Here is a 26,174-nt window from a genome sequence, read left to right on the forward strand (position 1 = left end):
TCAGTCGCAGCAACAACTAGGATAGCGCCGTCCATTTGAGCAGCACCAGTGATCATGTTTTTAACATAATCGGCGTGTCCTGGACAATCTACGTGTGCGTAGTGACGAGTAGGTGTATCGTACTCAACGTGTGAAGTTGAGATTGTGATACCACGCTCACGCTCTTCTGGAGCGTTATCGATTGATGCGAAATCTTTAGCAACACCGCCGTATACTTTTGCAAGTACGTTAGTGATTGCTGCAGTTAGGGTTGTTTTACCGTGGTCAACGTGGCCGATTGTACCTACGTTTACGTGCGGTTTTACGCGTTCAAACTTTGCTTTTGCCATGACGGAACCTATCAGTTTTGTGTATCTAGATTACATATGAAAATAATCCACCGGAGGTAGATTAAGTTAAATTTTTCAAATTTCAAATAGTATTTTCTGACAGATAAAGGAAGTATTCAAGAAGATTCGTGTGACTGGTGCTGATAGGCAGATTTGAACTGCCGACCTCACCCTTACCAAGGGTGCGCTCTACCAACTGAGCTATATCAGCAACACCAGAAACTGGAGCGGGCAGCGGGAATCGAACCCGCATCATCAGCTTGGAAGGCTGAGGTAATAGCCATTATACGATGCCCGCGTTAGGAACCTGTTCTTAAACTACCTCTAACCGTCAAGAATAAAGTGGTGGAGGGAGCTGGATTCGAACCAGCGAAGGCTGAGCCGTCAGATTTACAGTCTGATCCCTTTGGCCCGCTCGGGAACCCCTCCACGGGAACCCCTCCACGATAATTCTTTACTAAGCACTTTCGGTAAAAGGAAAGTGGTGCCGACTAACCGAGTCGAACGGTTGACCTACTGATTACAAGTCAGTTGCTCTACCAGCTGAGCTAAGTCGGCACTGCTTTAGTACGGGGCGAGATATTAGAGGAAGGTTGGAGGTGATGCAACAATAAATTTGAAAAAAATGTAATTTTTTAGCTTGAATGCTCACAAATCAGGCAAAACAAGGGCTTTTTGTTACTTTTCGCTCAATTCATACCAATAGTTGAGCCCTTTCATCACTAGTTGCGGCTCATAAGTCGCGCCTAAAAACTGTGCTTTGAGTAATGCGCCATAACCACCAGCAAAAATTAGTTGCGGGTTTTTATTAGATAAATGTAATTTTGCTTGTTCAACAGCTCCTAACGTTGCCACTAGCGCGCCGTTTTTTAAACCATTCGGTGTGTTTACACCCAACTCATTTGCAAACACTGTGTTGGCATCATCAAAAACGCGCTGAGTATTTTGTGTCAATGAGCGTGTCATTAGATCAAGGCCAGGTAATATCCAGCCACCTAAATGCTGCCCTTGTGCTGTGAGCACATCAATTGTGGTGGCTGTTCCGGTGTCTATTACTATGCAATCTTGCTGTGGCCATAGTTTAAAGGCGGCAATTAAACCAAGCCAACGATCAATCCCTAAATTATTAAATTGCTGATACGCACAACGTAGGTTACTAAGTTGCTTTGTTACTTTGGCTTCAAAGCATGGCACCTGAAGTGAACGGGCTTGGGTTAATAGTTCATTTAGCTGCTCACTTTTACCAACACTGGCATAAACAACGTCATTAATTTGCGACCACGGTAATGCACTGAGCTCACATTGCTTAATCTGCCCACCTTGCCAGATTGCAGCTTTTAATGCGGTGTTGCCTACATCAATTAATAATCTCATACGCTTGCCTTACGTAATGATATTTCGCCGCCATAATAACTTTTCACTTCACCATCTTGGCGGATACGGATCCCGCCATTAGCATCAATACCTTCACAGATTCCGCTCCAACTGCGGTGTCCAGTATTCAACTCTACACATTGCCCAACGAAGACATTTAAACTATTCCATTGTTGATACATATCATTTAAGCCCGATTGACTATATTGTGCGAGCCGCTGTTCAAGGTAGTAAGTTAAATATGCCACCAGCTGGTTTTTATCAACCTGCTGAGTGTGCTGACTTAAATCGGTCCACGCTTGATCGATGTGTTGACTAAAGCTTTCTGGCATTTGTAAATTAATACCAATACCAATAACCAACTGACACGGCCCTTGCGGTTGACCATCTAACTCAACTAACACGCCTGCGAGCTTTTCATTATTGAGATAAATATCGTTCGGCCACTTCAGTTGAACCTCTAATTTATACAGTGCTTTTAAAGCGTCGTAGACCGCTAACCCTACGGCAATCGACATCCCCATTGCCGCTTGTAGTCCGTCATCTAAACGCCAGTAATAACTATAATATAAGTTTGCGCCAAAGGGCGATTGCCACACGCGACCACGACGACCACGCCCTGCTTGCTGCATTTCAGCCACAATCACCGTTCCCGACTCTAAGGTTTGTTTAGCGGCAATACGGCGCATTAACTCACTGTTAGTCGAGTCAATAATTGGCTGAACTTCCACTTGCGCGGTATGTGCACCTAAGCTTTGGTAATGCTGTTGGATCTTAGTTTGCTCTAATAAGCCGACATTATTATTTAAGCTGTAACCTTTACCGCTGACTTTAAAAATATCTAAACCCATTTCTTGTAGACTTTGAATGTGCTTACTCACCGCCGCGCGGCTAATACCTAATTGCTCACCCAATAATTGCCCTGAGATAAAGCCACCTTGATTAAGGGCATTTAAAATAGCCAGTTTATTGCCATCAGGTGCTTTCATATTGCTTCTCCTAAACCGATATGGCATTCGTGAACACTGTTCATCAAGCGAACTTCGTGCTGCAATTTTATTTGATAGCGTTGCCAAATTTGTTGCTGGATATACTTGATCATAGCAACGAGGTCTTCACCGCTGCTATCACCATGATTAACCAGTACCAACGCTTGTTGTTGGTGCACTTCAATTCCAGCTATACGATGTCCCTTTAAGCCTGCTTGCTCTATCAACCAACCTGCAGCCACTTTATGGTGCTCGTTATCGTAGTGATAATGAGGTAGCTGTGGGTGTGCAGCGAGTAAATCTCTCAGCAAGCGATTTTCTATAATGGGATTTTTAAAAAAGCTTCCAGCATTTGCCAGCACATAAGGGTCGGGTAATTTGCTGTTACGGGTTTTAATGACGTGCTCAAAAACGGCTATAGGCGTTACATGTTCAAGTTGTTGCAAAGGACCATAACTTAATTCTGGCTGCCATAGCTTGGGTAAAGCTAATCCCACAGATGTGATCACCGCTTTATTTTTTAATGCATGTTTAAAAATAGAATCGCGATAGCCAAACTCGCACTGCTCAGCAGTAAGGCGAACGAGTTGCTTACTGGAGATATCAAAATACTCAACGTATGCAATAAATTTTGCCAGCTCCACACCATAAGCACCAATATTTTGTACTGGCGCAGCACCCACTGTACCGGGGATCAATGCAAGGTTTTCAAGCCCAGGTATACCGTGTTTAAGTGTATAAGCAACAAGTTTATGCCAATTTTCCCCCGCAGCAACTTCTAGTAGGTAGTCATCTTGACGCTCTATGACCTGCACTCCGGCAGTGGCCATTTTGATTACCGTGCCTTGGTAATCGTTTAAAAACACGGTGTTACTCCCTTCTCCTAAAATGCAAAAAGGGGCATCAAAGGTGAGTTGCTGCAATTGCGCAGAGTCAGTAATTTCGATTAGTTGCGAGCACTGGCTCTTTAAAGAAAAGGTATGGAAAGATTGCAGGGACTGAGCCACAAAACGCCTCAAAGGTTAATTGTCACTAATCGCACTAGTGTAACTCTTAGTCGCAAATCTTGCACTAGATTGTAAAAAATGCTCAACCAAGAATCGCAATCATGATATAAAACCTGCACTTTTTATTCGTGTTCAGGGTATTTATGAAAATCAAACCTCTCTTTTTAAGCCTCGCTATGGCTGGAATGTGCTCTCAAGCAATGGCCAGTGCCATTGATCAAAACTCATATGCCAATCTCGATGACGTCATCACGACGCATTTAAACCTTGATTTAGACGTCGACTTTGCCGACAAGCAATTAGAAGGTTTTGTTGAACACACGCTCGAATGGCAAAACACGACCAGCAAAACCTTAGTGCTTGATACGCGCGATTTAGACATCGATAAAGTAATGTATCAAAGCCAAAGTGGCAGCTGGCACAAAGCCAAATTCACACTTGCTCAGCGCGATGACGTTAAAGGCTCAAAGCTTACTATTACGTTTAAAGACCAAGCTCCTAAAGTACGTATTTATTATAACAGCCGCCCTGAAGCATCTGGCTTACAATGGTTAACCCCAGAGCAAACAGCCAGTAAAAGCCATCCATTTATGTACAGCCAATCGCAAGCGATCCACGCTCGTAGTTGGATCCCAGTACAAGATACGCCAGCAATGCGTGTAACTTACTCAGCACGTATCCACACGCCGGAAGATATTCGTGCGGTAATGAGTGCCGATAACAAAGATGCACTTTATAAAGATGGTGATTATCACTTTGAAATGCCGCAAGCTATCTCTCCTTACCTAATTGCTATTGGTGCAGGTAACTTAGAATTTAAAGCGATGTCTAAGCAAACCGGTATTTTTGCTGAACCAACAATCCTAGATGCGTCAGTTGCCGAATTTAATGACACACAAGCGATGATCGATAAAACCAATGCCATGTATGGCGAGTATGCATGGGGCCGTTATGACCTACTCATGTTACCACCTAGCTTTCCGTTTGGTGGTATGGAAAACCCGCGCCTTTCTTTTATCACACCAACGGTTGTTGCTGGTGATAAAAGCTTAGTAAATCTGATTGCTCACGAACTTGCGCACTCTTGGTCTGGTAACTTGGTAACCAATGCAACGTGGGAAGATTTATGGCTAAACGAAGGTTTCACCTCGTACGTTGAAAACCGCATTATGGAAGAAGTCTTTGGTCGTGACCGTGCAGTTATGGAACAAGCACTTGATGCAGCTGGTTTACGCGCACAATTAAAAACTATCGACGCACCTGATACGCGCCTTAATTTAAAGCTTAATGGCCGTGATCCCGATGATGCTTTCAGCTCAGTGCCTTATACAAAAGGTCAGCTTTTCTTAATTTACCTTGAAAACCAATACGGCCGTGAAAAGTTTGATGATTTTGTAAAAACTTACTTCAACGAATTTGCTTTTAAATCATTAACGACGGCTCAATTTGTTACCTACATCAAAGCTAACTTAATTGAAAAATACCCAGGCGTTGTTAGCATGGACAAAGTTAACGAGTGGATTTTTCAGCCTGGATTACCAAGTGATGCACCAAACCCAACCTCTGATGCGTTTGATAAGGTCGATAACGCCACGCAAGCATGGTTAAAAGGTGAGACAACTGCCGCGCAACTTCCGACGACTAATTGGACAGTGCACGAGTGGTTACACTTTTTAAATAACTTACCGCGCGATTTAAGCCTAGAAAAAATGGCTGCATTAGATGCAGAGTTTAACTTAACTCAATCAACCAATGCCGAACGTGCATTTGCATGGTATATGCTTGCGGTAGGTAATGGCTATCAACCGATTTACCCATCACTTGATAAGCACTTATCAGGCATTGGCCGTCGTAAATTGATTGTGCCGCTATACAAGGCATTGATCAAAAATGGTAAGCGTGAATGGGCGCACGATGTTTACCTTAAAGCTCGCCCAGGCTATCACCCATTAGCGCAAGGTACCGTTGACGACTTGTTTGCTAAGTAAGCTTAACGAGCACATAAAAAGGGCGATTTATTCGCCCTTTTTGCTATTTACTTTTAGTCACTTTTTCAATGAAAGCTTGCTTTTCTTGAGCACTGGCTTGTTGCCACCAAAAATCGAGCATAGCTGCAGCATTTGGTGCGTTAGAAACGCTTGGCGCTGGGCGCGATACAGGGGCTTGCGCAGCAGTCACCGAAGCAATAGCTGCCGTACTCGCGGTAGGTGCCGCTTTTGTTGATGCAACTTGAGCTGCAGCGCCACTGCTAAAGTTTGGTTCAGGAATAACGCTTAAAGGCGTGCCTAACGACTGCCCCTTTGCTTGCAAACTCACTTGCGGCGCCTCGGCAAATACTTTTGCCGCCACTGCATTGTCTGCACGATTAAACACCACATCGTAATCCGTATCGGCGGCAATGGTCATCGTCACCCAAAATGGTTCTGAGTCAACCACTTGGTGCTCATCATAGCCTTGCTCATATAAATCTGTGTACTTAAGTTTGAGCTGATACACGCCTGGGGTAAGTTCCACCTCATCAACCCGACTGAAAAATGAATGTTCTATTTTTTTATCGCCTACTTGTAACGGCACAATTTCTTCAGGAAAACTCACCGTTTCAGCAATACTTGGCACACTCAAAAACAATGAAACAATCCCGCTTAAAAATATATATTTCCGCATAATAACTCCTTGTGATTTGATTTCAGTTTGACACTGCAAGCAAAGTTTGTCATTAGTGATATTTATTAGATTACAATGGAGCAGATCTTAACGTGAGCGAAGACACTATTTTTACTAAAATTATCAATCGCGAAATTCCAGCTGACATCGTCTATGAAGATGAGCTGAGTTTGGCTTTTAAAGACATTAACCCGCAAGCCCCTTTTCATGTATTGATTATCCCAAAAAAAGAGATTGCGACAATTAATGATATTAGCGAACAAGATGCACCTCTTGTTGGTCACCTTTATGTAGTAGCTGCGAAAATAGCCAAACAACAAGGCTTTGCAGAGGATGGATTTAGAGTTGTAATGAATTGTAATGACCATGGCGGTCAAACGGTTTATCACATCCATTTACATATGTTAGCTGGTAAAATAATGGGATGGCCACCCTATCAGGATAGGATAAAAGGCTGATTTTTAAATTTGGCGTGTAAATATTTGTAAAAGGAACCCTTTTCTGGGTTTTTATATTATTTTATATAAATATCAAAACCTTGAATTAAATTACAGCTGAATTTTTTAATGACTAATGTACAAAACGTTATAAAACTATGTTTATCCTGCCCCAATCTGGGAAATTTCTAATACGAAAGGGGTGGATTGCATGTTAGGATTGATTAGTCAACTTTATTCAAGAGTATATAAGTATGAGTAGTTCAGCCTTTTTGTTACTAGATCTAGAGCCAATTAATACAATTGGTATTAATGTATTAGAGCCTTTATTAAAAACCCAAGGGCTCAATGTTGCTACCGGAACAAACATATTAGACGTTCCTGAAGGAACTCGTTTATTGTTTATTGAAACATCAAGCCAAGACGCTTGGGGAAAATTAAAAGAGCAACTAGTAAATTTGCGCGTAAAATGCGATATCGTGTTATTCAACTTAGATGAAAATCCAGAGCTTGCTAATCGTGCACTTTTAAGCGGTATTCGCGGTGTTTTTTATACCACAGACAATGCCGATGTATTGATGAAAGGTATTCGCTTATTACTAGAGGACCAGCTTTGGTATCGCCGTGATATTATGTGTAATGCATTAAATCGCATGCTGCAATTTAATAAAGATGCCTTACATAAACTTACTGACGGTGATATTGAACCTGTAAAACTCACTAAACGTGAGAAAGCAATTATCTCGCTGATGAGTAATGGCTCTAAGAACAAAGAAATCGCAGAAGCACTCAGCATTAGCCCACACACAGTAAAAACACATTTATACAGTGCATTTAGAAAAACCAAATGCCGTAACCGTATCGAGCTACTGTCATGGGCGCAGCAAAATATTCCAGATGAAATTCGCTGATCTAGCAACTTTCATTTAATTATAAAAACAGGTACTTTGTTACCTGTTTTTCATTTCTATCCGCCAGCTTATTTGCTAACACTGGCAATTGCCATTATTCTAATCCCGTTACCCAAACCGCTTGGAATATGCATGCTCGACTCCCTCACATTGTATTTTGCTAGTGCTGCCATGATGGCTGTAATGGCGCTGCTTAATTTTTTAACTTGGCGCGCGAACAAACACACTCCCGGCACTATGCTCTACATATTCTATCCATTAGTGTTGTTTACGGCATTAATGAGCTTTGCTTTGCATGGATATGTCGATAATCTCATCACTATTATCTTGGCAAACAGTTTATGGTTTAGCGCATCCATTATTCATGCATTAGCAATTAGCCAATTTTTAGGGTATCGCGGTAAAGAATTTCGATTTTTTATAATTGCGACATTACTATGTGGTGCATTGTTGATGTATTTTACGGTCGTCGATTCAAGCTTACGCAATCGTGTACTTGCTTCTGATTTACAACATATCAGCGAAGCACTATTTTTGCTGTATTTGTTTATTCGCTTCGCCCGCAAACCCTACCCCAATGGCAGTATTGTCTACATTTTAATCCTTACTATTATTAGCAGTATTTTTGTCGGGCGTGCTTTTTTAATGGAAGATGTAAACAACTTTACACTATTAAAAGAGAACTGGTTTAGCGTTACTTTACTGGTCAATGGCGTGATCGCTCCCATGTTTTACACCACCGGAATGGCACTATTATGTAACGAACGTCGAGAACAGAATCTCAACCAGTTAACTAATAAAGCGCAAAAGGATCTGGAAATAAGGGGCTTGTTTTTATCAACCATTAGTCATGAGATCCGCACTCCACTCAATGGGATTTTAGGCAGTGCGCAATTGATCTTAAACCAATCAACTGACCCACGAGACAAACCTTACTGTGAAGCCATCATAAACTCAGCTGAATCACTTAATTTACTGGTAGATAAAGTACTTGATTACGCAAGCCTTGATCAGCATAACGAAGCACTCTATGAAGAAGATGTTGAGTTTAGAACTTGGCTACACAACCTGTGTTTATTGTTGAGTCCTCTTGCAGAACAAAAGCGTTTAAAATTTGAATTAATTTACAACCTACCAGAACAGGCTTGTTATTACTGTGATCAGCAAAAACTTCGGCAAATAATTATAAACCTCGTTGGTAATGCGATTAAGTTCACTGATAAAGGTGAGGTTAAAATTCGTGTTGAACTACTTGAAGAGCGCCAACTTGAGCATCATATTCGCATTAGTGTAATTGACTCAGGGCCTGGTATTGAAGATGACGAAATAGAATATCTTACAGAACCTTACGTGCAAAGCAGTGCAGGCAAAGAAAAAGGCGGAACAGGCCTTGGCCTCGCGATCACTAGCCGCCTATTGGCTAAACTAGGCTCGCAACTCGATATTATCAGTGAGCTCGATAAAGGCAGTTCGTTTAGCTTTGACATCGTGTTAGCGCTGGGTGAATTAAGCTTAGTAGAACAGCGCCACCAATCAAAAGACTATTTAACTGGTCTAGATGTATTACTGGTTGAAGATTTAGATTTAAATCAAAAAATAGCCATTGAGTTTATGGCTGATGATGAGCATAAAATCAAACTCGCTCGTGATGGTAAAAGCGCCATCGAGCTGATGCAAACCTACCACTTTGATGTGGTCTTATTGGACATGAACCTGCCCGATCTCACCGGCCAAGAAGTACTTAAAACCCTTAAAGGAATGGAGCATAAAAACCAACGCACGCCAGTATTGGCCTTTACAGCTAGCTTAAGTCCTGACGAGATAAAGGAATACTTTGCACTTGGCATTAAAGACATTGTTGGCAAACCCATCAAGCAACAAAAGTTGCGCCAAGCATTAAGTGATTCACAAAGCAGCCAAGCGCCCAGTATTGCGGTAGAGCTTAGTGATGTTTTGTACGACGGTACAGCAGCAGACACACTAAAAAGCTCTTTTAGTGAAGACGAGGTTTCGTCTATTTATAACGAGTTTGTATTATCTGCACGCAATAAATTGATTCGTGCACAACAACTGCTGGAGGAAGATAAAGAACAATGTATAAAGCTACTGCATCGTCAAGCCAGCACTGCATTACAGCTTGGCTTTAACCGCTATGGCAACGAACTAAAAAAAATCGAGCGGCGCTTACTCGATAATAAACCACTTAAAGAATCACTTACTGAAGCCTTAGTGCTGTGGCAAAGTAGCCTTGAGCAGTATTTAAAGTATGTCAGAAGTGAGTTAGCGAGTTAGCGAGTTAGCGAGTTAGCGAGTTAGCGAGTTAGCGAGTTAGCGAGTTAGCGAGAGTGAAGTTTCAAGGAAAAACAAGCAAGGTTAAAGTTTAAAAGATTCCATGCTCTTTAGTTTTAGCAGCTCATATAGAGTCTTGCAGCTTTGACGAGTTGGTTACGGCTTATCGGAAAGACGGTTATGGGCGAAAAGCAGATGCTCAATCAAACTCATTTTTGGACATAAACGCTTCAGAGCCGAAGACAGCTCTGTGCCAATAGGGGACAGTCAGCAGCGAGCCTATAGAATAACTCGTTTTTAATTTATTTTTATTGGTGGTTTAACCATGCCAATACTAAGCGCTCAGTTTCCCTCATCCCCTTCTCTTTTTGCAAAAAATTTAGTGAATTATTCACAAAGAGGTTAAGAGGCGCTGCGCTTAAGAGTAATATATTATAGAGCCAAAAGTATTTGCGCGGCTGGGGACACTACTACCTAATGGCCAACGCTTATCAGCTAACGGTGGATTTAGATCACTGGATCCGCCGTAGGATAAGAATGTGCTACTGGCGGCAATGGCGCAAACCTCGCACCAAAGTACGCAGTTTAATGAAATTGGGTGTTAACGAACGACTCGCCATTGCATGTGGTATCACCAGTAAAGGTCCTTGTAGAAGCTCAAAAACAAAAGGAATTAACATTGCGATAGGCAATGACTATCTAGCGTCACAAGGGTTAGCGTCATTAAGAGATATTTGGATCAATATTCATTACGGGAGATGAACCGCCCATTGCACTTCCTGCTAATAAAAGGCGCATGATGGGTGGTGTGGGGGCTGGAGGTTAGAAACCTCCGGCTACCCGATTATGAGATCAAGTTGCAACAAGTTCATACACAGCTCCAATCTTCTTAAGAATCTCAAGCCCTTTGGGTAATAGTTTCCCATCTTGATCGGACAGGGCATGGCTCGAAAGTCCTGTTATTGCGCCGCCATGAATAATATTTTTTGATACAAGTTCACTAAACTTTTTGATCAATAACCTTTCATCGTCATTAACGACACTGCTAGGTGTTATATGTCGCGTTGCTGCCTTTAAGATTTGATAACGACCAGGAGTTATTCCGTAATCTTGAACCATTAAGTTGCAATGCTCTTCTTCACTAATTCCAGCAGTAGGAACTAAGTCGAAATGATCAATGCCAAAAATTTTTCCGTTACATCGTGCGTACACAACTGCGTTAATCAAGAGATTAATCCAGCCATAGTCAAGAACCATTGTATTACCGCAACCAATTGATACGTTCACACCACCATTATTAACACTTAGATTTTGATTTGCACTTGGAGCACTGAACTCAATATCTTCTGGCAATTCGCCTTCATGCACCAGTTCACAGCGATAGTACTTATAGAGAATATAAGCAACATCATGCTGCTTACCCTTGAAGTTCACACTAATTCCGCTATTGCCAATATCAGGCCCACCAAAATCTCCAAAGAGTATTTTTCTGATTCTGCCACCAACAAATAGAGTAAACGCTTCTCTGTCACCCATTTTCTTAGTTGGATCTTCTAGTGATTTAGCTTTACCTTTTGGAAATGTTTTTCTAGATGAAGCAGCAACAGCAAGCATCAAGTTAGTAAGAGCGCCTAAGTATCTTTTATTTTCAGCGAGAAACGCAGCATCTTCGACTTGTTGTTTAATGCTCATGATGATTCCCTCTCATAACTTATTGAACACCATTTTGGTGGTTTATAACACACCAAAACGGCGTATATTACATACCCTGATAATTTCACCAAAAATTACCTTTGTAAACAATTAATTAAAATAGCTAGGAAGTAAGCTTGTTATTTTGCACCTAAACGGCGTTTAATAATGTTATCGGACAAAATTAGGTTTCTACTCAAAACATAGGAATAAATTTAATTTTTTAATGACTGGTTATCGCTCAAAGGCGACCTTAGAGTATTTACGTTAACTCATTTTGGGGCAGAAACGAGTTACGGTTGAAGGTCAGCTCATGGCACATATGGACAGCCAGATTTGAGCTAAACCTAAAAATCATTTCTGCCATATTAAGTGAATTGTATATCTCACTTTAACCTTGTCACTTTAGCCTTGTTAACTTGCCACTATCTTCCATACTGATCATCAAAGCGTTCTATGTCGCTTTCATCAAGTATTGCGCCAGTTTGTACTTCTATTACGATCAAAGGCTCACTTTGGGTATTCGCTAAACTGTGCACATGGCCTGCAGCAATATAACAAGATTGATCGGCAGTTAAAGTGCTTGCTTTACCATCAATGTTAACATCAGCAATGCCTGATACCACCACCCAATGCTCCGCACGATGTTGATGACGTTGAGTCGAAAGCTTGCCATTGCTATTAACAATAATCTTTTTAACTTTAAAGCCAACGCCTTCAACTAACACTCGGTAACTGCCCCAAGGTCGATACATAGCTTGATGATGAAGTAGCTTATCACTATGCTTAAAAGCTAATAGTTTTAATAATTCAGGCAATTGATCTAATTGGTTTTTATCTGCCACCAATGTAGCATCATGAGTGTGAATAACGGCTAAATCTTTAACCCCTAACGCTGCAATAGTATGACCGCTTTCACTGTTAAGTAAGTTATTCTCACTATTTAACAACACAGTATCTGCACTTTGATTATTACCTTGCGTGTCTTTATCAGTGCTTTGCCACAACGCGTTAAAACCACCCACATCATTCCAGTTGAGCGCTAACGGCAGCACCACCACATTTGCACTGCGTTCTAAAATTGCATAATCGATAGAATCACTTGGGCAACTTTTTAAGATGTCGTTTTCTGCACGGGTAAAACCTAAATCAACAGTAAAATTAGCGGCTTGTGCAATGCAACCGGCTATTTTTGGGGCAAAACGTTCAAGCTCTGCAAGATATGCACGGGGCGTGAATAAAAACATACCGCTATTCCAGCTGTATCCACCACCGGCTAGATATTGCTGGGCCTGCTGTAAGCTGGGCTTTTCTTTAAACTCATCAACTTCATAACAGTTTGAGGCTGCTATTTTAGCTCCTCTTTTGATATAACCGTAACCACAATGAGCAATATCAGGCTCGATTGCAAAAGTAATTAACTTGCCCTGCTGCGCTAATTTTACTGCATCTGGCAGCTGCGCGACTAACAATTCAAAATTATCAATATGATGATCGGCAGGCATCACCAACAAAGGAGTATCCAGCTCTTGCTGCAGCACATAATGTGCCGCAAGGGCTATCGCAGGGGCGGTATTTTTCCCTTCTGGCTCGAGTAACAATGCATTCGGTTGGACATTTATTTGCTGGCATTGGCTACTGACAATAAAACGATGCTGCTCATTACAAACCAAAATAGCATCAGTAAAGCATTCGTTGTCACAGCGTTTTAGAGTGCTCTGTAATAACGATTCATCTCCAAGTAAAGATAAAAACTGCTTTGGCATAGCTTGGCGTGACAATGGCCATAACCGCGACCCTATGCCGCCGGCCAAAATTACGGGAGTGATTGAATGTTTCATAATAGCCAGTACAGTAATGAGAAGAGGGTAGTTTAGCAGATGTTAAGCATCGAAATAACTGCGGTCTGCGAAGTAATCCACCAAAACCCTATTATAGAATTGTTACCTTTACCAACTTCAGGCATTATTATTCTCAATAAACAGCTAATCTGTGACGTCAAATATGGTTCGAGCTATCATCCTAAGCATTGCATTTATCACCATTCCAGCCTTTTCTGCTGTTTATCAATGTACTATTGATGGCGTCGTCACGTTTAGCCAACTCCCCTGTGGTGAAGACGCTAAAGAAATTACTATTCCAGCCACTAATGTAGCGCAAAGTACTGGTGCAAAGCAGGGCAAGACCATTGACGAAGACATAGATAGTTATCTTGCCACGCAAAAAATTGACCGAAACATCGCACTTATCCAGCGTGAAATAAAACAATTGCAAGATACTTTGGCAGCACAAAAAACTAAAATAAACTATATGACTCAGGATACTGCAAATAGAATGGGGGCAAGCTCAATTGCAGATGCCATTGCACAGCGCACCGCCCAAGTGGAACAACGCATCAAACCGCAAATAGAGCAATATCAACAGCAGCTTGAGGCGTTAAACACCTTGAAAATACAACTAAACCAGTAATTATTTTATTACCTGTTTAACCACTTTTATTAGTTGCTCAATATCGCTACTGTCGTTGTAAATATGCGGTGATACTCGCATCCCGTATGCCCGCACATCAACACTAATATTCGCCTCAGCCAATGCAGCTAAAACCGCAGTTTGTTGCTCGGCAAAATTAATGATTGCCGTGCCACTGCACCTAGCTGGTTCAACTGGCGATACTACATAAGGAGCCAATGCGGTGGTTAATTGCGCAAGCAGCGCTAAATTATGAGTCCGTACCTTATTAATACCTAACCGAGCAAAGTAATGAATACTGTGCCCTGCAATGACAAATGGTGCTATTGAAGGCGTTCCGCCCCAAAAGCGCAGCGCGCTCTCATGATAAACGAAATGATTAATATCAAACTCGAACGGGTTTTGATGAGAAAACCAACCAACATCTTGTGGTTCACACATCGCTAGCTGCGCTTTACTCACCCATAAATAAGCTGCACCAGGACCAGAACAGAGCCATTTAACACTGGAGCCAATCATAAAATCAACGTCAATTTGGCTTAAATCTAACGGCAATATACCCGCCGATTGCGCCACATCAACAATACTTAAGCACCCGATTTGCTTACAGTATTTGCTAATTTCTGCCACAGGCGCTTGCTGCCCTGTATTTGAATAAACATGACTAATAAACACTAAATCAATATCTGGTTTTATATACTGTTGCCATACTGCGCTGTCGGTTAAATCTAGGTGCTCAGGAATAAACTCAATTTTAGCACTACTGGCTAAAGCTTTTTGCATCGCAAACCCCATGCTAGGGAAGTCACTTTGCGCCATTAGCACTTTACAGTCCGCTTGTTGCAACCGAGGGTGAGACATCACAAGCTTAGTTAATGCACTGGAGAGGTTCACTTGTGGGCAAAACTGCTCACTTGGAGAATTAAATAGCAAGCTAAGCGCCGCAGTAAAACGGTTTATAGCTGGTAACCACTGCTGCCAAGGCTCTTTATTACTCGTTTGCCACGGAGCAAAAAAGTGTTGGTTAAAGTCATCTTGACTACTTTTTAATGCCCGACCAACAGAGTGATTTAACAAGTAGCAGCCAGATGCGAGGTTAAAATCATCTTTATACATCTTAATTACCCACCCATTGTTTAAGCTGTGTTAAATCATGATACCGGGTTTTGATATCATCACGCTTTGCTGCTGCTCGACGATCTCTTAATTGCTCAAGTGAATCTAATAACACATGCAATGGCGGGCCGCTGGCGGTCACTTTATTCATATGTTGCTGTTGCATTTGTTGCGCCGGTTGGGCAATAAATTTACTCACCAATTGATTATGATGACCAATTGCCGTATCACCATGAAGTTTACACACTTGAATAAATAACTTAGCGTTGGTTTTAAACCACTCTGTGTGGCGCGCTTCACCTGATGCTAAAAAATCATCCATTAAACTAGGCATGCGCATTGATTCACGTAGTATTTGCTGATCCTCAGGCATCATATATAAAAATTTATCCACCAACATTTGTGAATAACTTGGCTCATTAGCAAAACACAGCCCTAATAACATATCAATCACGTTAATACCGGCAAAATCGCCCGCATTCGCGCCGCGATAAATCTCTTTACCGACCCGATATGGTTTATAGTAAGGACGAACACAAAAGAAGAACCGTTCGGTATCGAGCTGATTATATAGCGCCGTATTTGACTCAATAACATCTACAAGTGCCTGCTTAGCCACTTTTAGCAACTCACCGCACAATGGGTGTGAAATTCCTAACGGCTGAATTTTAAGTAAAGCATCTGCGGCGCGCTTATAGGCTAAAATGCCTTTGGTGTTGTAATCAATAAATAGCTTTTCATCGCTCAGATCAGTAAAGCGCTTATATAAGCCATTTACCGCTTTGTTATGAGTGGTTAAGTGCGCTGTCGCAAAACGTGGCGTTACCCCGATTGACGCACCAATATGCATGGCCAGTGCTGAGGCTTCCACCAGCGGTGACGTTGTTTCTCGTGATGGTTCAGTGATCTCATGGCGTCTACACGCAGCCATAAATAACCCCACATTTCCTAGCAAATCAAAGGCGCGATCAAACCCTTCATCGGTATTGCCCTCGGCCAGTAACTTACGGATATGCGCGTTACCTTCGCTTTCTAGCTGATGTTTAAATTGCTCCCCAACAAACTCTACATTGGCTTTATCTTCTTGCTGCCAATAAATAACCTCTAACTGACTGTTGATCTCTACAAAGCGGGTTCTGAGCCACTCGTCAAATGCCTGAGTATTATTGCTCATCTGCATAACTCCCCATCAAATATTTATTGCATTTATGTTAACAGATAACATGGAGTACAAATCAGCAAAACCACTAATAAAAAAGCATAAAATTAGTGAAATTCACTCTATAATAAAAGTTAAACACGACTTATTGCCACCATTTATGAATCTAGATAAAAAAGATCAACAGCTACTAACCTTGTTACAAAATAATGCGCGCACTGCTGTTTCAGAGCTTGCAACAGCAGTCAGCCTTTCTGACACCCCATGTTTACGGCGTATCAAAAAACTTGAGGCAAGCAAAGTGATCTGCGGCTACCATACCGCTATAAACCCCCGCTCACTTGGCTTAAATGTATTGGTTTATGCATTTGTGCGCTTAAGTCAAAATTCGGTCAGCGCAGCTAATATATTTGAAGAACAAGTTGAAAAGCTTAATCATGTACTTGAATGCTCTGTAATATCTGGCAGCTATGACTATTTATTAAAAATAATTGCAACCGATTTAGAAAGCTATGAAAGCTTTGTAAAACATAAACTGGGGAGTATTAATTGCATCGCGAATATTGAGTCTACGGTAGTTTTAAAGCAGACATTTAGTAAAAAGCAGCTACCGCTTTAAAAAATAACACTATTTAATGCTGATTCGCTATACTGAAAAATCTTCTATAAAAATAATTTTCAACAAGGAAGCATGTGAAGATCTTTCGCTCAACATTGAACTCGTTTGTTTTTTACATACTTTTTGCTGTCGCGTATTTTACAGCTGGTAAATTACTGACAAACTTTGCTTTTCAATCACAAGTTATCCCTATTTGGATACCAGCAGGAATTGCGTTGGTTGGCTGCTTTATTTGGTGGTGGCGCTTCATTCCTGCGTTGTTTATTGCCTCTGTTGCATTTAATTTGAGCATCAACGATAACGCCATCAATGACCAAGTGTTGATTGGCAGTACTTTAAACGAAGTGGCATTAATTGGCTTAGGAGTGATTTTGCAAGCCCTCGTTGGTGCTACTTTACTGAGATATTGGTTAGGAAATCCTCTGCATTTAAAGAAACGCCAATCAATTATTTATTTCATTGCAGTTGTTGGTATTGCCGTTAGTCTTATATCAGCCAATATTGGGGTGTTTGCATTAAGTGAATTTAACCCTGCGTATAGTGCCGCTAACCATTGGCAAAATGTTATTTATTGGTGGCTCGGAGACGCCCTTGGCGTACTCATTGCCACGCCATTTTTATTAGCATTATTACAACCTACATTTAAACAGCGCTATGTTTCTCCATTACCGACGATTGCTGTCTGTTCTGTATTATTTGTCTCAGTAGCTTTAACAACCAAACTCTACAATCAAGAAAGTTATTCCAACGCTATACAAATTGCAAAGCGCGAAACGTCCATCATTGAAAACAGCTTACTTCGTCATTTAAATCTCAGCCAAATTGCGGTGCAGAGCCTCGCAAGCCAAATCCAATCAACCCCGACGGTCAGTAAGCAAGAGTTCGACAGTTACAGTGCAAAATTACTGGCTGAACACTCTTTTATCAAAGCATTTTCTTGGAATCGAAAAATCTCACCCGATCAAGTCGTTGCTTTTAATACCCGCTTAAGCGAACTGTATGAGCCCTTTAGCTTAACTCCTCGTGTTACGGGGGCGCCATTAGCAGATGACGATCCTCTTGTAGTCGTTACCTATATAGCTCCGCTTGCAGGCAATGAATCAGTTATTGGCTTTAATTTATTTTCCCGCGAAGATCGTCGTGAAACTTTACTCGACCCGCGAATTAAGAATCACCCTGTTAGCACCAAAATAATTCAACTTGTGCAAACAACACAGCCTGAGCCCGCTTATTTATTATTTGCTCCAGTGTACCAACAAAATAATGAGGTCGCGTCTATCAAGGGTTACGCTACTGGGGTGTTTTTAGTGGAGAATATGATCGCGCAATCACTTTCTATCGCCCAGAATGAAATGTTTAATATCTCTATTTATGAATCGCCAAGTAGCCCTCCTTTTTATAATAACGCTCAAAATGTGCCAACAAACACGAACAAATTAACAACCATTGAGATTAATTTTGCCGGGCAAACTTGGTTCGTCGATTTAACCATCAAAGATGAATTCTTACCCCATCAAAACAATAACATGACCCTCTTTTTACTTATTTTGCAGGTCATTGTCAGCTCACTAATTTTGCTGATCCTGTTATTGTTTAATTATCAACATAGTGCCCTCTCACGTTTAGTCGCTGAGCGAACCCGATCATTAGTCAAAGCTAAAAAGCAATCCGATTTAGCGAACCAAGCGAAGAGCCGCTTTTTGGCAAATATGAGCCATGAGATTCGTACCCCACTGAATGCCGTAATAGGGTTTTCCACACTCGCGAAAAATGAAGACAGCGTTGAAACCTTAAGTGGTTATCTTCATAAAATTAATTTGTCCTCAAAATCATTATTAAGCCTGATTAATGACATACTCGACATCTCTAAAATTGAATCACAAAAGCTCACTTTAGAAGTCGCTCCATTTGATTTAAATAATTTACTTGATCGGATCAACAGCATGTTTGAACAAAGTGCACAGCAAAAAGGTATTGGTTGGAAGATTGATAATAACTTACCAATCGATACTTGGTTTGAAGGTGATGTTATGCGGATCGAGCAAATTTTATTAAACTTATGCAGTAACGCCATTAAATTCACCTCAGAAGGTGAAGTAAAGCTCAGTGCATCTAGCAAGAAGCTATCCGAACAACGTCTGCAAGTTGCCCTTGCAATTTCAGACACAGGTATCGGAATTGCAGCAACTGAGCAAAGTAAATTATTTGATGCCTTTACTCAGGCTGATAATTCAACATCCCGTAAGTTTGGGGGAACAGGGTTGGGGTTAACAATCGCAAAGGAACTCAGTTTACTTATGTCAGGAGACATTAGTATTCAAAGTGAAGTTGGTAAAGGCTCTACGTTTACTCTTTGTGTCGAATTAAATAGCTGCGCGGCACAACCAACGGCGCCTCAAAAATCGCCCCAACATGTTGACCTAAGCCGATTAAAAATATTGGTTGCAGAAGACAATAGTGTTAATCAACTCGTCATAAAAGCAATGCTTGGCTCTTTGGGGATCACCCCAACAGTGGTAGAAAATGGGGAGCTTGCTGTAGCACAAATCAAAATGCATGACTTTGATTTAGTTTTAATGGACTGCCAAATGCCAGTCATGGATGGTTATCAAGCAACGGCCCTGATACGGAAAATTAAAAACGCCGAGCAATTACCTATTATTGCGTTAACCGCTGATGTTATGCCTGAAGATAAAGCTCACGCTTTAGCAATTGGCTTTAATCAACATCTTGCAAAACCACTCGAACTCGATAAGCTAACCGAGTGCCTAATCAATTATGTAGATGTTTATGAATCTTAATGGAATATTACTCACTCTTGTTTTACTAATGACGTCTAGCTTTGCTATCAGCCAAACCAACTGCGTGACCCAGTTAACTGATTTAAACTATATAATGAAAAGCAAACAACAAGGGCTTTTGCGGTTCGAGAAAAATAAGCCGACCACTGAGTTTGCCTATCAAACAACACCGGCATACAGTGACTACCTAAACTTCGCATATCAGTCTATTTTGCATGCTAACCCTCGTGCTTCGATGCCTTGCCCTATTCAAACCGAAACCTATCAGCTGTTAGTTAAGCAACAGCAACGACCAAGTACACCAAACATTGTCGACCTTATCGCACCTTTTGAGTTGCGCCAAAACAATACTAAAAAAGCGGTATTGTTAATTCACGGCCTGACAGACTCACCGTTTACTTTTCATGACTTAGCAAAAGTTTACTTTGAACAAGGTTACAACGTACGAACTTTATTATTACCCGGTCATGGGACAGCCGCAGACGCGTTGAGCAGCGTTACAGCCAAGCAATGGCAACAAGCGGTAGACTATGCGATTACTCGTACCAGCCAGGATTTCGAGCAGGTTATATTAGGCGGTTATTCAACAGGTGCCGCTCTTTTACTTAATTCTTTAACGCTTAACCCAATCAATACAAGAATAACTGCGCTGATGTTGTTTTCGCCTGCCACCGAGCCACACAATAAAAATGGCTGGCTTGCCAAATGGATTGACCGTATCCCTTTTGTTAATTGGATAGATAAAGACGCCGACATTGATTTTGCTAAGTATGAGTCTTTTCCTTTTAATGCTGCGGCAGCTGCTGATGATGCAATGAGCAATATTGCGCTGCATAAATTAACTCAGCGACCATTACCCAATCTACCTATTTTTTCCGTAATGAGTGGTGTAGATACCACTATTGATACACGTGCCTCATTGCAATTATTAAGCACATTACATGATGTAACAGTACGCCCCGCCAACCGGTTAGATACATTGATTTATTATGGCGACAAAAAAATCATGAACAGTGATTTCCCCACAGATTACACAGTCATAAATCCACAATGCCAAAATGCAAGTTGTAAGCATATTCATGGTATTTCTCATATTGCCGTGGTTAACTCACCTAACAACCCGCATTATGGTGCGCAAGCTCATTACCGTAATTGTGGCAGTTACCTTGATGACGACGCCCTGTACTCAAGCTGTAAAACCACGAATGAGCCAAATATTGGCGAACGTACGGCAGAAAATATTGCAAGGTTTCCAACCTTTCAACGGCTCACTTATAACCCCTACTTTGATGAGCAAGCAAGGTATATCAAACGATTCATAGAGCAGGTTGAAAACTTGCAAGGCAAACAATAATGACCGCATTTAGCCATCGTTGGTTCACCAGTATTAATGAAATAGATGCGAGTGTTTGGAAATCATTTTTTGCAACAAACCCATTTACCGAACATGCCTTTTTATTTGCTTTAGAGCAGAGCCAGTGTGTATCTGCTGAAACTGGCTGGCAACCGCATCATTTAGCGGTGTATGAAAATGACACTCTGGTCGCACTTGCGCCTGGTTATCTAAAAAGTCACTCTTACGGTGAGTATGTATTCGATTGGGCGTGGGCCGAGGCTTACCAACAACATGGCTTAGAGTATTATCCTAAATGGCTTTGTGGCTCTCCTTTTAGCCCCATTGAAGGACCACGCATTGCTGTTGCCTGCACACAACCAGAGCAAGTATATCTGTATATTACGGAGTTATTAACAACTCACTGCCAGCAACAAGGGTGGTCGGGTTGGCATATTAATTTTTGTACGCAACAGCAAGCCTCACAACTGACAGCCCATCATGGGATGCATCGCATAGGCGTGCAATTTCAATGGCAGAATCATGGATATGCTAGCTTTGATGACTTTTTAGCCAAAATGACTGCACGAAAACGCAAAGTATTAAAAAAAGAGCGCAGTAAAATAGCCCAGCAAAACATCACTATTAAGTGGCTGCAAGGTGAACAAATTACACTTGCTGTTATGAGTCAGTTTTGTGAGTTCTATCAGCGCACTTACCTAAAGCGTTCTGGTCATATGGGGTATTTAAGTCATGATTTTTTTGTGCTGTTACACGCGCTTATGGCAGATAAATTAGTGATTATGCATGCAATACGTGGCGATGAAGTGATCGCTGCAACACTGAGCTTTAAAAGCACTGACACTTTATATGGGCGCTATTGGGGAGCTTTAGAGGAAGTAGACTGCCTACACTTTGAGCTGTGCTATTACCAAGGGATTGAGTATTGTATTCAGCAGCAATTAAATTGCTTTCACTCCGGCGCACAAGGCGAGCATAAAATAGCGCGCGGATTTGCTCCTGTATTTACTCACTCAGTGCACCACGTTCTCGATGCAGATTTTAGTCCTGCGATTGCCGATTACTTAAAGCGCGAGCAGCAACATTTACGTATTTACCACCAGCAATGCACTGAGTTATTACCCTTTAAAAGTGCCAGTTAAGAACGATACCGCTTAAACATCAATAGTTGATTATTCGCAGGCATAGCAATGTCATTTACTAACATTAACCCTGCTGACATAGCTAATTGTTGGATCCACTCAAAGTCACGAATACCACTTAAATTATCTTGTTGTTTTAAAAACTCATCAAAACGCTGATTACTTTCACTGGTAAAGTGCCCCTGATATTTAAACGGCCCATAAATACATAACATGCCTTGCGCTGCTAAATGCTGTTCAACCCCATTAAAAAATCGCTCAACGAGTGCTTTGCTAACTATATGTAACGTGTTGGCAGTGTAAATCGCGTTGACCTTTTTAACCGGCCATGGCTCATTTAAATCAAGCTCTATCGGCTCATGTAAATTAGCTAACTGTGCCTCAGCAAGCCATTGTTTGATGCCATAGTGATTGATCAACCGATCACTTGTGTACCATTGTAAGTGCGGTAAATGTGCAGCAAAGTGCACGCTATGCTGACCCGTGCCTGAGCCAATTTCTAACACGTTATCAATATCAGCAAAGTAGCCTTTTAGCTCGCTAAGAATAGGAGATTTATTATTTTCACAGGCTTGAGAGAAAGGTTTATCCATGCAAATTTGTGCACCATGTTTGGTAATTAATGCACAACAGTAAAGCAAAAATATAAAACGATGTCTTGTCCTAATTTATTAAAAACCAAATAACTCACTTTAATTCATATAGTTAAAAATTTTAATAATCATTGGTACGAGTTATGCTTTTACTAGTGTGAATCAACCAAATGGAGAACATTATGTATATTTCACCCTATACCGCACTTGATGCTGCTTTGGCTGCAAGTGAAAAGTCAGACACAGATAAAACGACCTGCGACGAACGTGGCACTATCATCGACTTACTTTCGCAATCAAATCAACACACACAAGCCTTGAGAAAACATGAAACCGATCAAATATTTATTCTTGGTTACAATTAAACACTTACTCTCTCGTCAAAATTTTCAATTTGTGACTTGCACCAAAACCGATTAACTGTAATGATAACAATTATCGTTACAGTTAATCGATTTTCTTATGCACGACCATCAAGCCATGCTTTTCTATCAACAGCAAATGAAGTGCGCTTGCCCGCGCCCTGGTCTACATGCCCCAGCCTTAGTGGCAGACTATATTGAAGCAGGATTAAAGGCGGCTCGCTATTACGAGAAACAGCAGTGCGCGCTGCTACAAGAACTTTATTTAAGACGCACTTTCCATGAAATTCTCAACAAAATGTGCGATTCTTTAATTCATTGTGCCATTCGTAAACAATGTTTAGAGCAACTTTATAAACCTCTGATGGCCTTAAAGCGCTTTTATAAAACCCATAACAGTACCAGAAAATACCTTATCTTGGAGCGAGAAGCGCGTATTCTCAGCCACGAATTCAACCCTTTTTAGGAGCTTTTATGAGCGAATTTAGAACCGAATCAGATAGCATGGGAGAATTACAAGTCCCAGCTGATGCACTTTATCAAGCCCAAACTCAACGTGCGGTAAATAATTTTCGTATCAGCGGCTTAGTGATGCCAAAGCAGTTTATTACCGCCCTTGCCTACATAAAACAAGCCGCTGCGCAAAGTAACTATGAGCTTGGTCACTTAAGTCAAAACAAGGCAAAATTAATTGAGCGTGCTTGCCAAGAAATTATCGATGGCCAGCATTTAGCGCATTTTCCTATTGATGTATTTCAAACGGGATCAGGTACCAGCACTAATATGAATGCCAATGAAGTGATCGCAACATTAGCGAGTAGCTATGGCGATGAAACTATTCATCCAAATGATGACGTAAATATGGGGCAAAGCTCTAACGACGTGATCCCCACAGCCATTGCAGTAAGTAGTGTAATTAACGTGGTGTATGAGTTATTTCCGGCGTTGGATCAGCTATCTCAAACATTAGAGCGCAAAAAATCAGAAGTGGGTGACATAGTAAAAACGGGCCGTACTCACTTAATGGATGCTATGCCTGTCACTTTCGCGCAGACCCTAAACACTTGGCAACACCAAGTTGATACGGCCATGGCTGGTATTCGCTATAGCCTCGAAGGAGTTTCAGCATTAGCACAAGGTGGCACTGCGGTAGGTACCGGCGTCAATGCCGATCCACTATTTGCAGAGCAATTTTGTAAAAACCTTAGTGCAAATGTAGGGGTACGCTTTGTACCGAGTAAAAACTTTTTCTACAACATTGGCTCACAAGACGCGATCGTAGCCCTTTCAGGGCAGTTAAAAGTACTCGCAGTTGCACAAATGAAGATGGCAAACGATCTACGCTGGATGAATTCAGGCCCGCTTGCTGGGTTAGGTGAAATTGAGCTTGAAGCACTGCAACCGGGCTCTTCAATTATGCCAGGCAAGGTTAACCCTGTGATCCCTGAAGCGGCGGCGATGGTGAGTGCCCAAGTTATCGGTAATGACGCTACTATTACCGTAGCAGGCCAATCTGGTAATTTTGAACTCAACGTCATGCTACCCGTGATCGCCTATAATATCTTGCAAAGTATCGAGTTGCTTGCCAATAGTAGCCAAGCATTAGCTGATAAAGCGCTACGCTCCTTCAAGGTAAATCAAAGTAACATCGATAAAGCACTCGCTAAAAACCCCATTTTAGTGACCGCTCTTAACCCGGTTATTGGCTATGAAAAAGCAGCCAAAATAGCCAAACAAGCTTATCAAAGTGGACAACCGATTATTGATGTAGCAGAACAAGAAACTGATCTTTCACGGAGCGAGCTAGAAGCCTTGCTCAACCCAGCAAAGTTAACCCAAGGCGGATTATAAACAATACTAAGCCCGTCATTTGGCGGGTTTAACCTTTGAATGTCATAGTTTTTATTGCTGTGTTATGTGCAAAGTGTATGATAGTGGTTACTTGTTCATCACTGTGAAGGTTTCTCATGCGCTTATCTATTATCGCTGTACTACTCCCACTTTGCTTATCTGCTTGTTCAGATGCAGCCACCTCTAATAGCAACCAACTTAGTCCTGCCCCTGCAGCACTAGTGAAAGGCAATCAAGCAACTAAGTTAGACCCGCAAATGCAAGAACAACCAACAAGAGAAAATATTAAAAAAGTCCATCAACAGTTAACAGCGCTAACCGCGGACTTACAATGTGATAGCAGCGCACAATGTAAAGTAGTACCTGTTGGTAGCCGTGCTTGCGGCGGCCCTAGTAGTTACCTTGTTTACTCGAGTAAAACGGCAGACGAGCAAGCAATAGAGCAACTAAGCAAAAAAATTACCACCCTAGAAAGCCAATTTAACGCTGAGAACTCGATGGTCAGTATTTGTCAGCACCTAATGGCACCAGGGGCGCAATGTGTTGAAAATAAATGTGTTAAACTAGACAGCTCTGCGGCAAGTGTTTATTAAGGGATAACCATATGAGTTGTTTATCATATTTTAAATGTTTAGTTTCAACAGCCTGCTTGGTAATTGTCAGTGGCTGTATGAGCACTACAGATTCAGCCCCGGCAGGAAGCGCCAGTTTGGCTCAAGTAAATAATAATTTAAATGAATTAGTACAAGACACAAGCTGTACAGCGAGCTTTCAATGTAAAGTGCTTGAAGTTGGCCAACGTGCATGTGGTGGCCCAAGTCGTTATGTGGTGTATTCTACGCTCAACACTGAGCAAGAAAAAGCCGAACAGTTAGCGCAACAAACCAACTTGCTAGAAGCTGACAATAATAAAACTAATGGTTTAACTGATTGTTTACCCGTGTTACCCGTACAAGCGCTGTGTATAGATAAAACGTGTCAGTCGTTTGAGCTAAAATAGTGCTATGATATCTGTG

24 protein-coding genes, 4 tRNA genes and 1 pseudogene are annotated in these 26,174 nt (G+C 41.4%); 15 read left to right on the forward strand and 14 right to left on the reverse strand.

The window, feature by feature from the left end; translation table 11 throughout:
• From PHAL_RS23345 to murB, 8 genes are all read right to left on the reverse strand, one after another.
• Positions 1-329, reverse strand: a 329-nt coding sequence (locus PHAL_RS23345; RefSeq protein ID WP_016710512.1) for a GTP-binding protein, incomplete at its 3' end; no start/stop codon positions are given.
• 135 nt (positions 330-464) lie between these two features.
• Positions 465-540, reverse strand: a tRNA-Thr gene (locus PHAL_RS0121550).
• A 12-nt stretch (positions 541-552) separates the two neighbouring features.
• Positions 553-627 (reverse strand) — tRNA-Gly (locus PHAL_RS0121555).
• A gap of 45 nt (positions 628-672) precedes the next feature.
• Positions 673-758, reverse strand: a tRNA-Tyr gene (locus PHAL_RS0121560).
• Positions 759-811: 53 nt separating this feature from the next.
• Positions 812-887 (reverse strand) — tRNA-Thr (locus PHAL_RS0121565).
• A 120-nt stretch (positions 888-1,007) separates the two neighbouring features.
• Entirely contained in the window at positions 1,008-1,703 is a 696-nt protein-coding gene (locus PHAL_RS0121570; RefSeq protein ID WP_016710513.1) for a type III pantothenate kinase, read from the reverse strand.
• Entirely contained in the window at positions 1,700-2,692 is a 993-nt protein-coding gene (birA, locus tag PHAL_RS0121575) for a bifunctional biotin--[acetyl-CoA-carboxylase] ligase/biotin operon repressor BirA (protein WP_016710514.1), read from the reverse strand. Before birA ends, PHAL_RS0121570 begins: the two co-directional genes overlap by 4 nt.
• Positions 2,689-3,699 (reverse strand): UDP-N-acetylmuramate dehydrogenase, encoded by a 1,011-nt coding sequence (gene murB / locus PHAL_RS0121580; protein ID WP_016710515.1) that lies wholly within the window; start codon positions 3,697-3,699, stop codon positions 2,689-2,691. Before murB ends, birA begins: the two co-directional genes overlap by 4 nt.
• Before the next feature lie 143 nt (positions 3,700-3,842).
• On the opposite strand from murB, the gene PHAL_RS0121585 reads away from it, so the two are divergent.
• Positions 3,843-5,687, forward strand: coding sequence for a M1 family metallopeptidase (locus tag PHAL_RS0121585; RefSeq protein WP_016710516.1), 1,845 nt, complete (start codon positions 3,843-3,845; stop codon positions 5,685-5,687).
• A 43-nt stretch (positions 5,688-5,730) separates the two neighbouring features.
• On the opposite strand, the gene PHAL_RS0121590 is transcribed toward PHAL_RS0121585, so the two are convergent.
• The gene (locus PHAL_RS0121590) at positions 5,731-6,363 is read right to left on the reverse strand and encodes a DUF2057 domain-containing protein (RefSeq protein WP_016710517.1); all 633 of its coding nucleotides are present in this window, start codon (positions 6,361-6,363) and stop codon (positions 5,731-5,733) included.
• Positions 6,364-6,455: 92 nt separating this feature from the next.
• On the opposite strand from PHAL_RS0121590, the gene PHAL_RS0121595 reads away from it, so the two are divergent.
• The 4 genes and pseudogenes from PHAL_RS0121595 to PHAL_RS0121610 form a co-directional block, all read left to right on the forward strand.
• The gene (locus tag PHAL_RS0121595) at positions 6,456-6,821 is read left to right on the forward strand and encodes a histidine triad nucleotide-binding protein (protein ID WP_016710518.1); all 366 of its coding nucleotides are present in this window, start codon (positions 6,456-6,458) and stop codon (positions 6,819-6,821) included.
• Between the two features lie 233 nt (positions 6,822-7,054).
• Positions 7,055-7,711 (forward strand): helix-turn-helix transcriptional regulator, encoded by a 657-nt coding sequence (locus PHAL_RS0121600; RefSeq protein WP_016710519.1) that lies wholly within the window; start codon positions 7,055-7,057, stop codon positions 7,709-7,711.
• Positions 7,712-7,843: 132 nt separating this feature from the next.
• Positions 7,844-10,003 (forward strand): ATP-binding protein, encoded by a 2,160-nt coding sequence (locus PHAL_RS0121605; RefSeq protein WP_016710520.1) that lies wholly within the window; start codon positions 7,844-7,846, stop codon positions 10,001-10,003.
• A 441-nt stretch (positions 10,004-10,444) separates the two neighbouring features.
• Positions 10,445-10,762, forward strand: a pseudogene (locus tag PHAL_RS0121610) (group II intron maturase-specific domain-containing protein); the annotation flags it as partial.
• Positions 10,763-10,852: 90 nt separating this feature from the next.
• On the opposite strand, the gene PHAL_RS0121615 reads toward PHAL_RS0121610, so the two are convergent.
• Positions 10,853-11,692, reverse strand: a complete 840-nt coding sequence (locus PHAL_RS0121615) for a hypothetical protein (RefSeq protein ID WP_016710522.1) — start codon at positions 11,690-11,692, stop codon at positions 10,853-10,855.
• Positions 11,693-12,117: 425 nt separating this feature from the next.
• Positions 12,118-13,533, reverse strand: coding sequence for a mannose-1-phosphate guanylyltransferase/mannose-6-phosphate isomerase (locus tag PHAL_RS0121620; RefSeq protein WP_016710523.1), 1,416 nt, complete (start codon positions 13,531-13,533; stop codon positions 12,118-12,120).
• Positions 13,534-13,684: 151 nt separating this feature from the next.
• Between PHAL_RS0121620 and PHAL_RS0121625 the strand changes: the two genes are divergently transcribed.
• Positions 13,685-14,161 (forward strand): RNA-binding protein, encoded by a 477-nt coding sequence (locus PHAL_RS0121625; RefSeq protein WP_232321880.1) that lies wholly within the window; start codon positions 13,685-13,687, stop codon positions 14,159-14,161.
• Here PHAL_RS0121625 and PHAL_RS0121630 read toward each other — a convergent pair whose 3' ends face one another.
• Together PHAL_RS0121630 and PHAL_RS0121635 are read right to left on the reverse strand one after the other, a co-directional pair.
• Entirely contained in the window at positions 14,162-15,277 is a 1,116-nt protein-coding gene (locus PHAL_RS0121630) for an aminotransferase class V-fold PLP-dependent enzyme (protein ID WP_016710525.1), read from the reverse strand.
• A gap of 1 nt (position 15,278) precedes the next feature.
• A complete protein-coding gene (locus PHAL_RS0121635; protein WP_029216289.1) occupies positions 15,279-16,451 on the reverse strand; it encodes a PrnB family protein in 1,173 nt (390 codons plus the stop codon).
• 145 nt (positions 16,452-16,596) lie between these two features.
• Between PHAL_RS0121635 and PHAL_RS0121640 the strand changes: the two genes are divergently transcribed.
• From PHAL_RS0121640 to PHAL_RS0121655, 4 genes are all read left to right on the forward strand, one after another.
• On the forward strand, positions 16,597-17,055 hold the full coding sequence (locus PHAL_RS0121640; protein ID WP_029216290.1) for an Lrp/AsnC family transcriptional regulator: 459 nt from the start codon (positions 16,597-16,599) through the stop codon (positions 17,053-17,055).
• 74 nt (positions 17,056-17,129) lie between these two features.
• Positions 17,130-19,856, forward strand: a complete 2,727-nt coding sequence (locus tag PHAL_RS0121645) for a CHASE domain-containing protein (RefSeq protein WP_016710528.1) — start codon at positions 17,130-17,132, stop codon at positions 19,854-19,856.
• The gene (locus PHAL_RS0121650) at positions 19,846-21,210 is read left to right on the forward strand and encodes an alpha/beta hydrolase (RefSeq protein WP_029216291.1); all 1,365 of its coding nucleotides are present in this window, start codon (positions 19,846-19,848) and stop codon (positions 21,208-21,210) included. Before PHAL_RS0121645 ends, PHAL_RS0121650 begins: the two co-directional genes overlap by 11 nt.
• Positions 21,210-22,352 (forward strand): GNAT family N-acetyltransferase, encoded by a 1,143-nt coding sequence (locus PHAL_RS0121655; RefSeq protein WP_016710530.1) that lies wholly within the window; start codon positions 21,210-21,212, stop codon positions 22,350-22,352. The genes PHAL_RS0121650 and PHAL_RS0121655 overlap by 1 nt, the downstream gene beginning before the upstream one ends.
• Here the strand turns inward: PHAL_RS0121655 and PHAL_RS0121660 are convergent.
• Entirely contained in the window at positions 22,349-22,945 is a 597-nt protein-coding gene (locus PHAL_RS0121660) for a DUF938 domain-containing protein (protein WP_016710531.1), read from the reverse strand. The two genes, PHAL_RS0121655 and PHAL_RS0121660, sit on opposite strands and share 4 nt — an antisense overlap.
• A gap of 182 nt (positions 22,946-23,127) precedes the next feature.
• Between PHAL_RS0121660 and PHAL_RS0121665 the strand changes: the two genes are divergently transcribed.
• The 5 genes from PHAL_RS0121665 (at position 23,128) to PHAL_RS0121685 (ending at position 26,158) form a co-directional block, all read left to right on the forward strand.
• Entirely contained in the window at positions 23,128-23,310 is a 183-nt protein-coding gene (locus PHAL_RS0121665) for a hypothetical protein (protein WP_016710532.1), read from the forward strand.
• Between the two features lie 97 nt (positions 23,311-23,407).
• Positions 23,408-23,773 carry a hypothetical protein gene (locus tag PHAL_RS0121670; protein WP_016710533.1) on the forward strand — a complete coding sequence of 122 codons (366 nt, stop codon included), beginning with the start codon at positions 23,408-23,410 and terminating at the stop codon, positions 23,771-23,773.
• An 8-nt stretch (positions 23,774-23,781) separates the two neighbouring features.
• Positions 23,782-25,158 (forward strand): class II fumarate hydratase, encoded by a 1,377-nt coding sequence (locus PHAL_RS0121675; protein ID WP_016710534.1) that lies wholly within the window; start codon positions 23,782-23,784, stop codon positions 25,156-25,158.
• Between the two features lie 116 nt (positions 25,159-25,274).
• Positions 25,275-25,751, forward strand: coding sequence for a hypothetical protein (locus tag PHAL_RS0121680; protein ID WP_016710535.1), 477 nt, complete (start codon positions 25,275-25,277; stop codon positions 25,749-25,751).
• 11 nt (positions 25,752-25,762) lie between these two features.
• Positions 25,763-26,158 (forward strand): hypothetical protein, encoded by a 396-nt coding sequence (locus PHAL_RS0121685; protein WP_016710536.1) that lies wholly within the window; start codon positions 25,763-25,765, stop codon positions 26,156-26,158.
• Positions 26,159-26,174: the final 16 nt, after the last annotated feature.

The organism is Pseudoalteromonas haloplanktis ATCC 14393, assembly GCF_000238355.1.
GTDB lineage: Bacteria > Pseudomonadota > Gammaproteobacteria > Enterobacterales > Alteromonadaceae > Pseudoalteromonas > Pseudoalteromonas haloplanktis.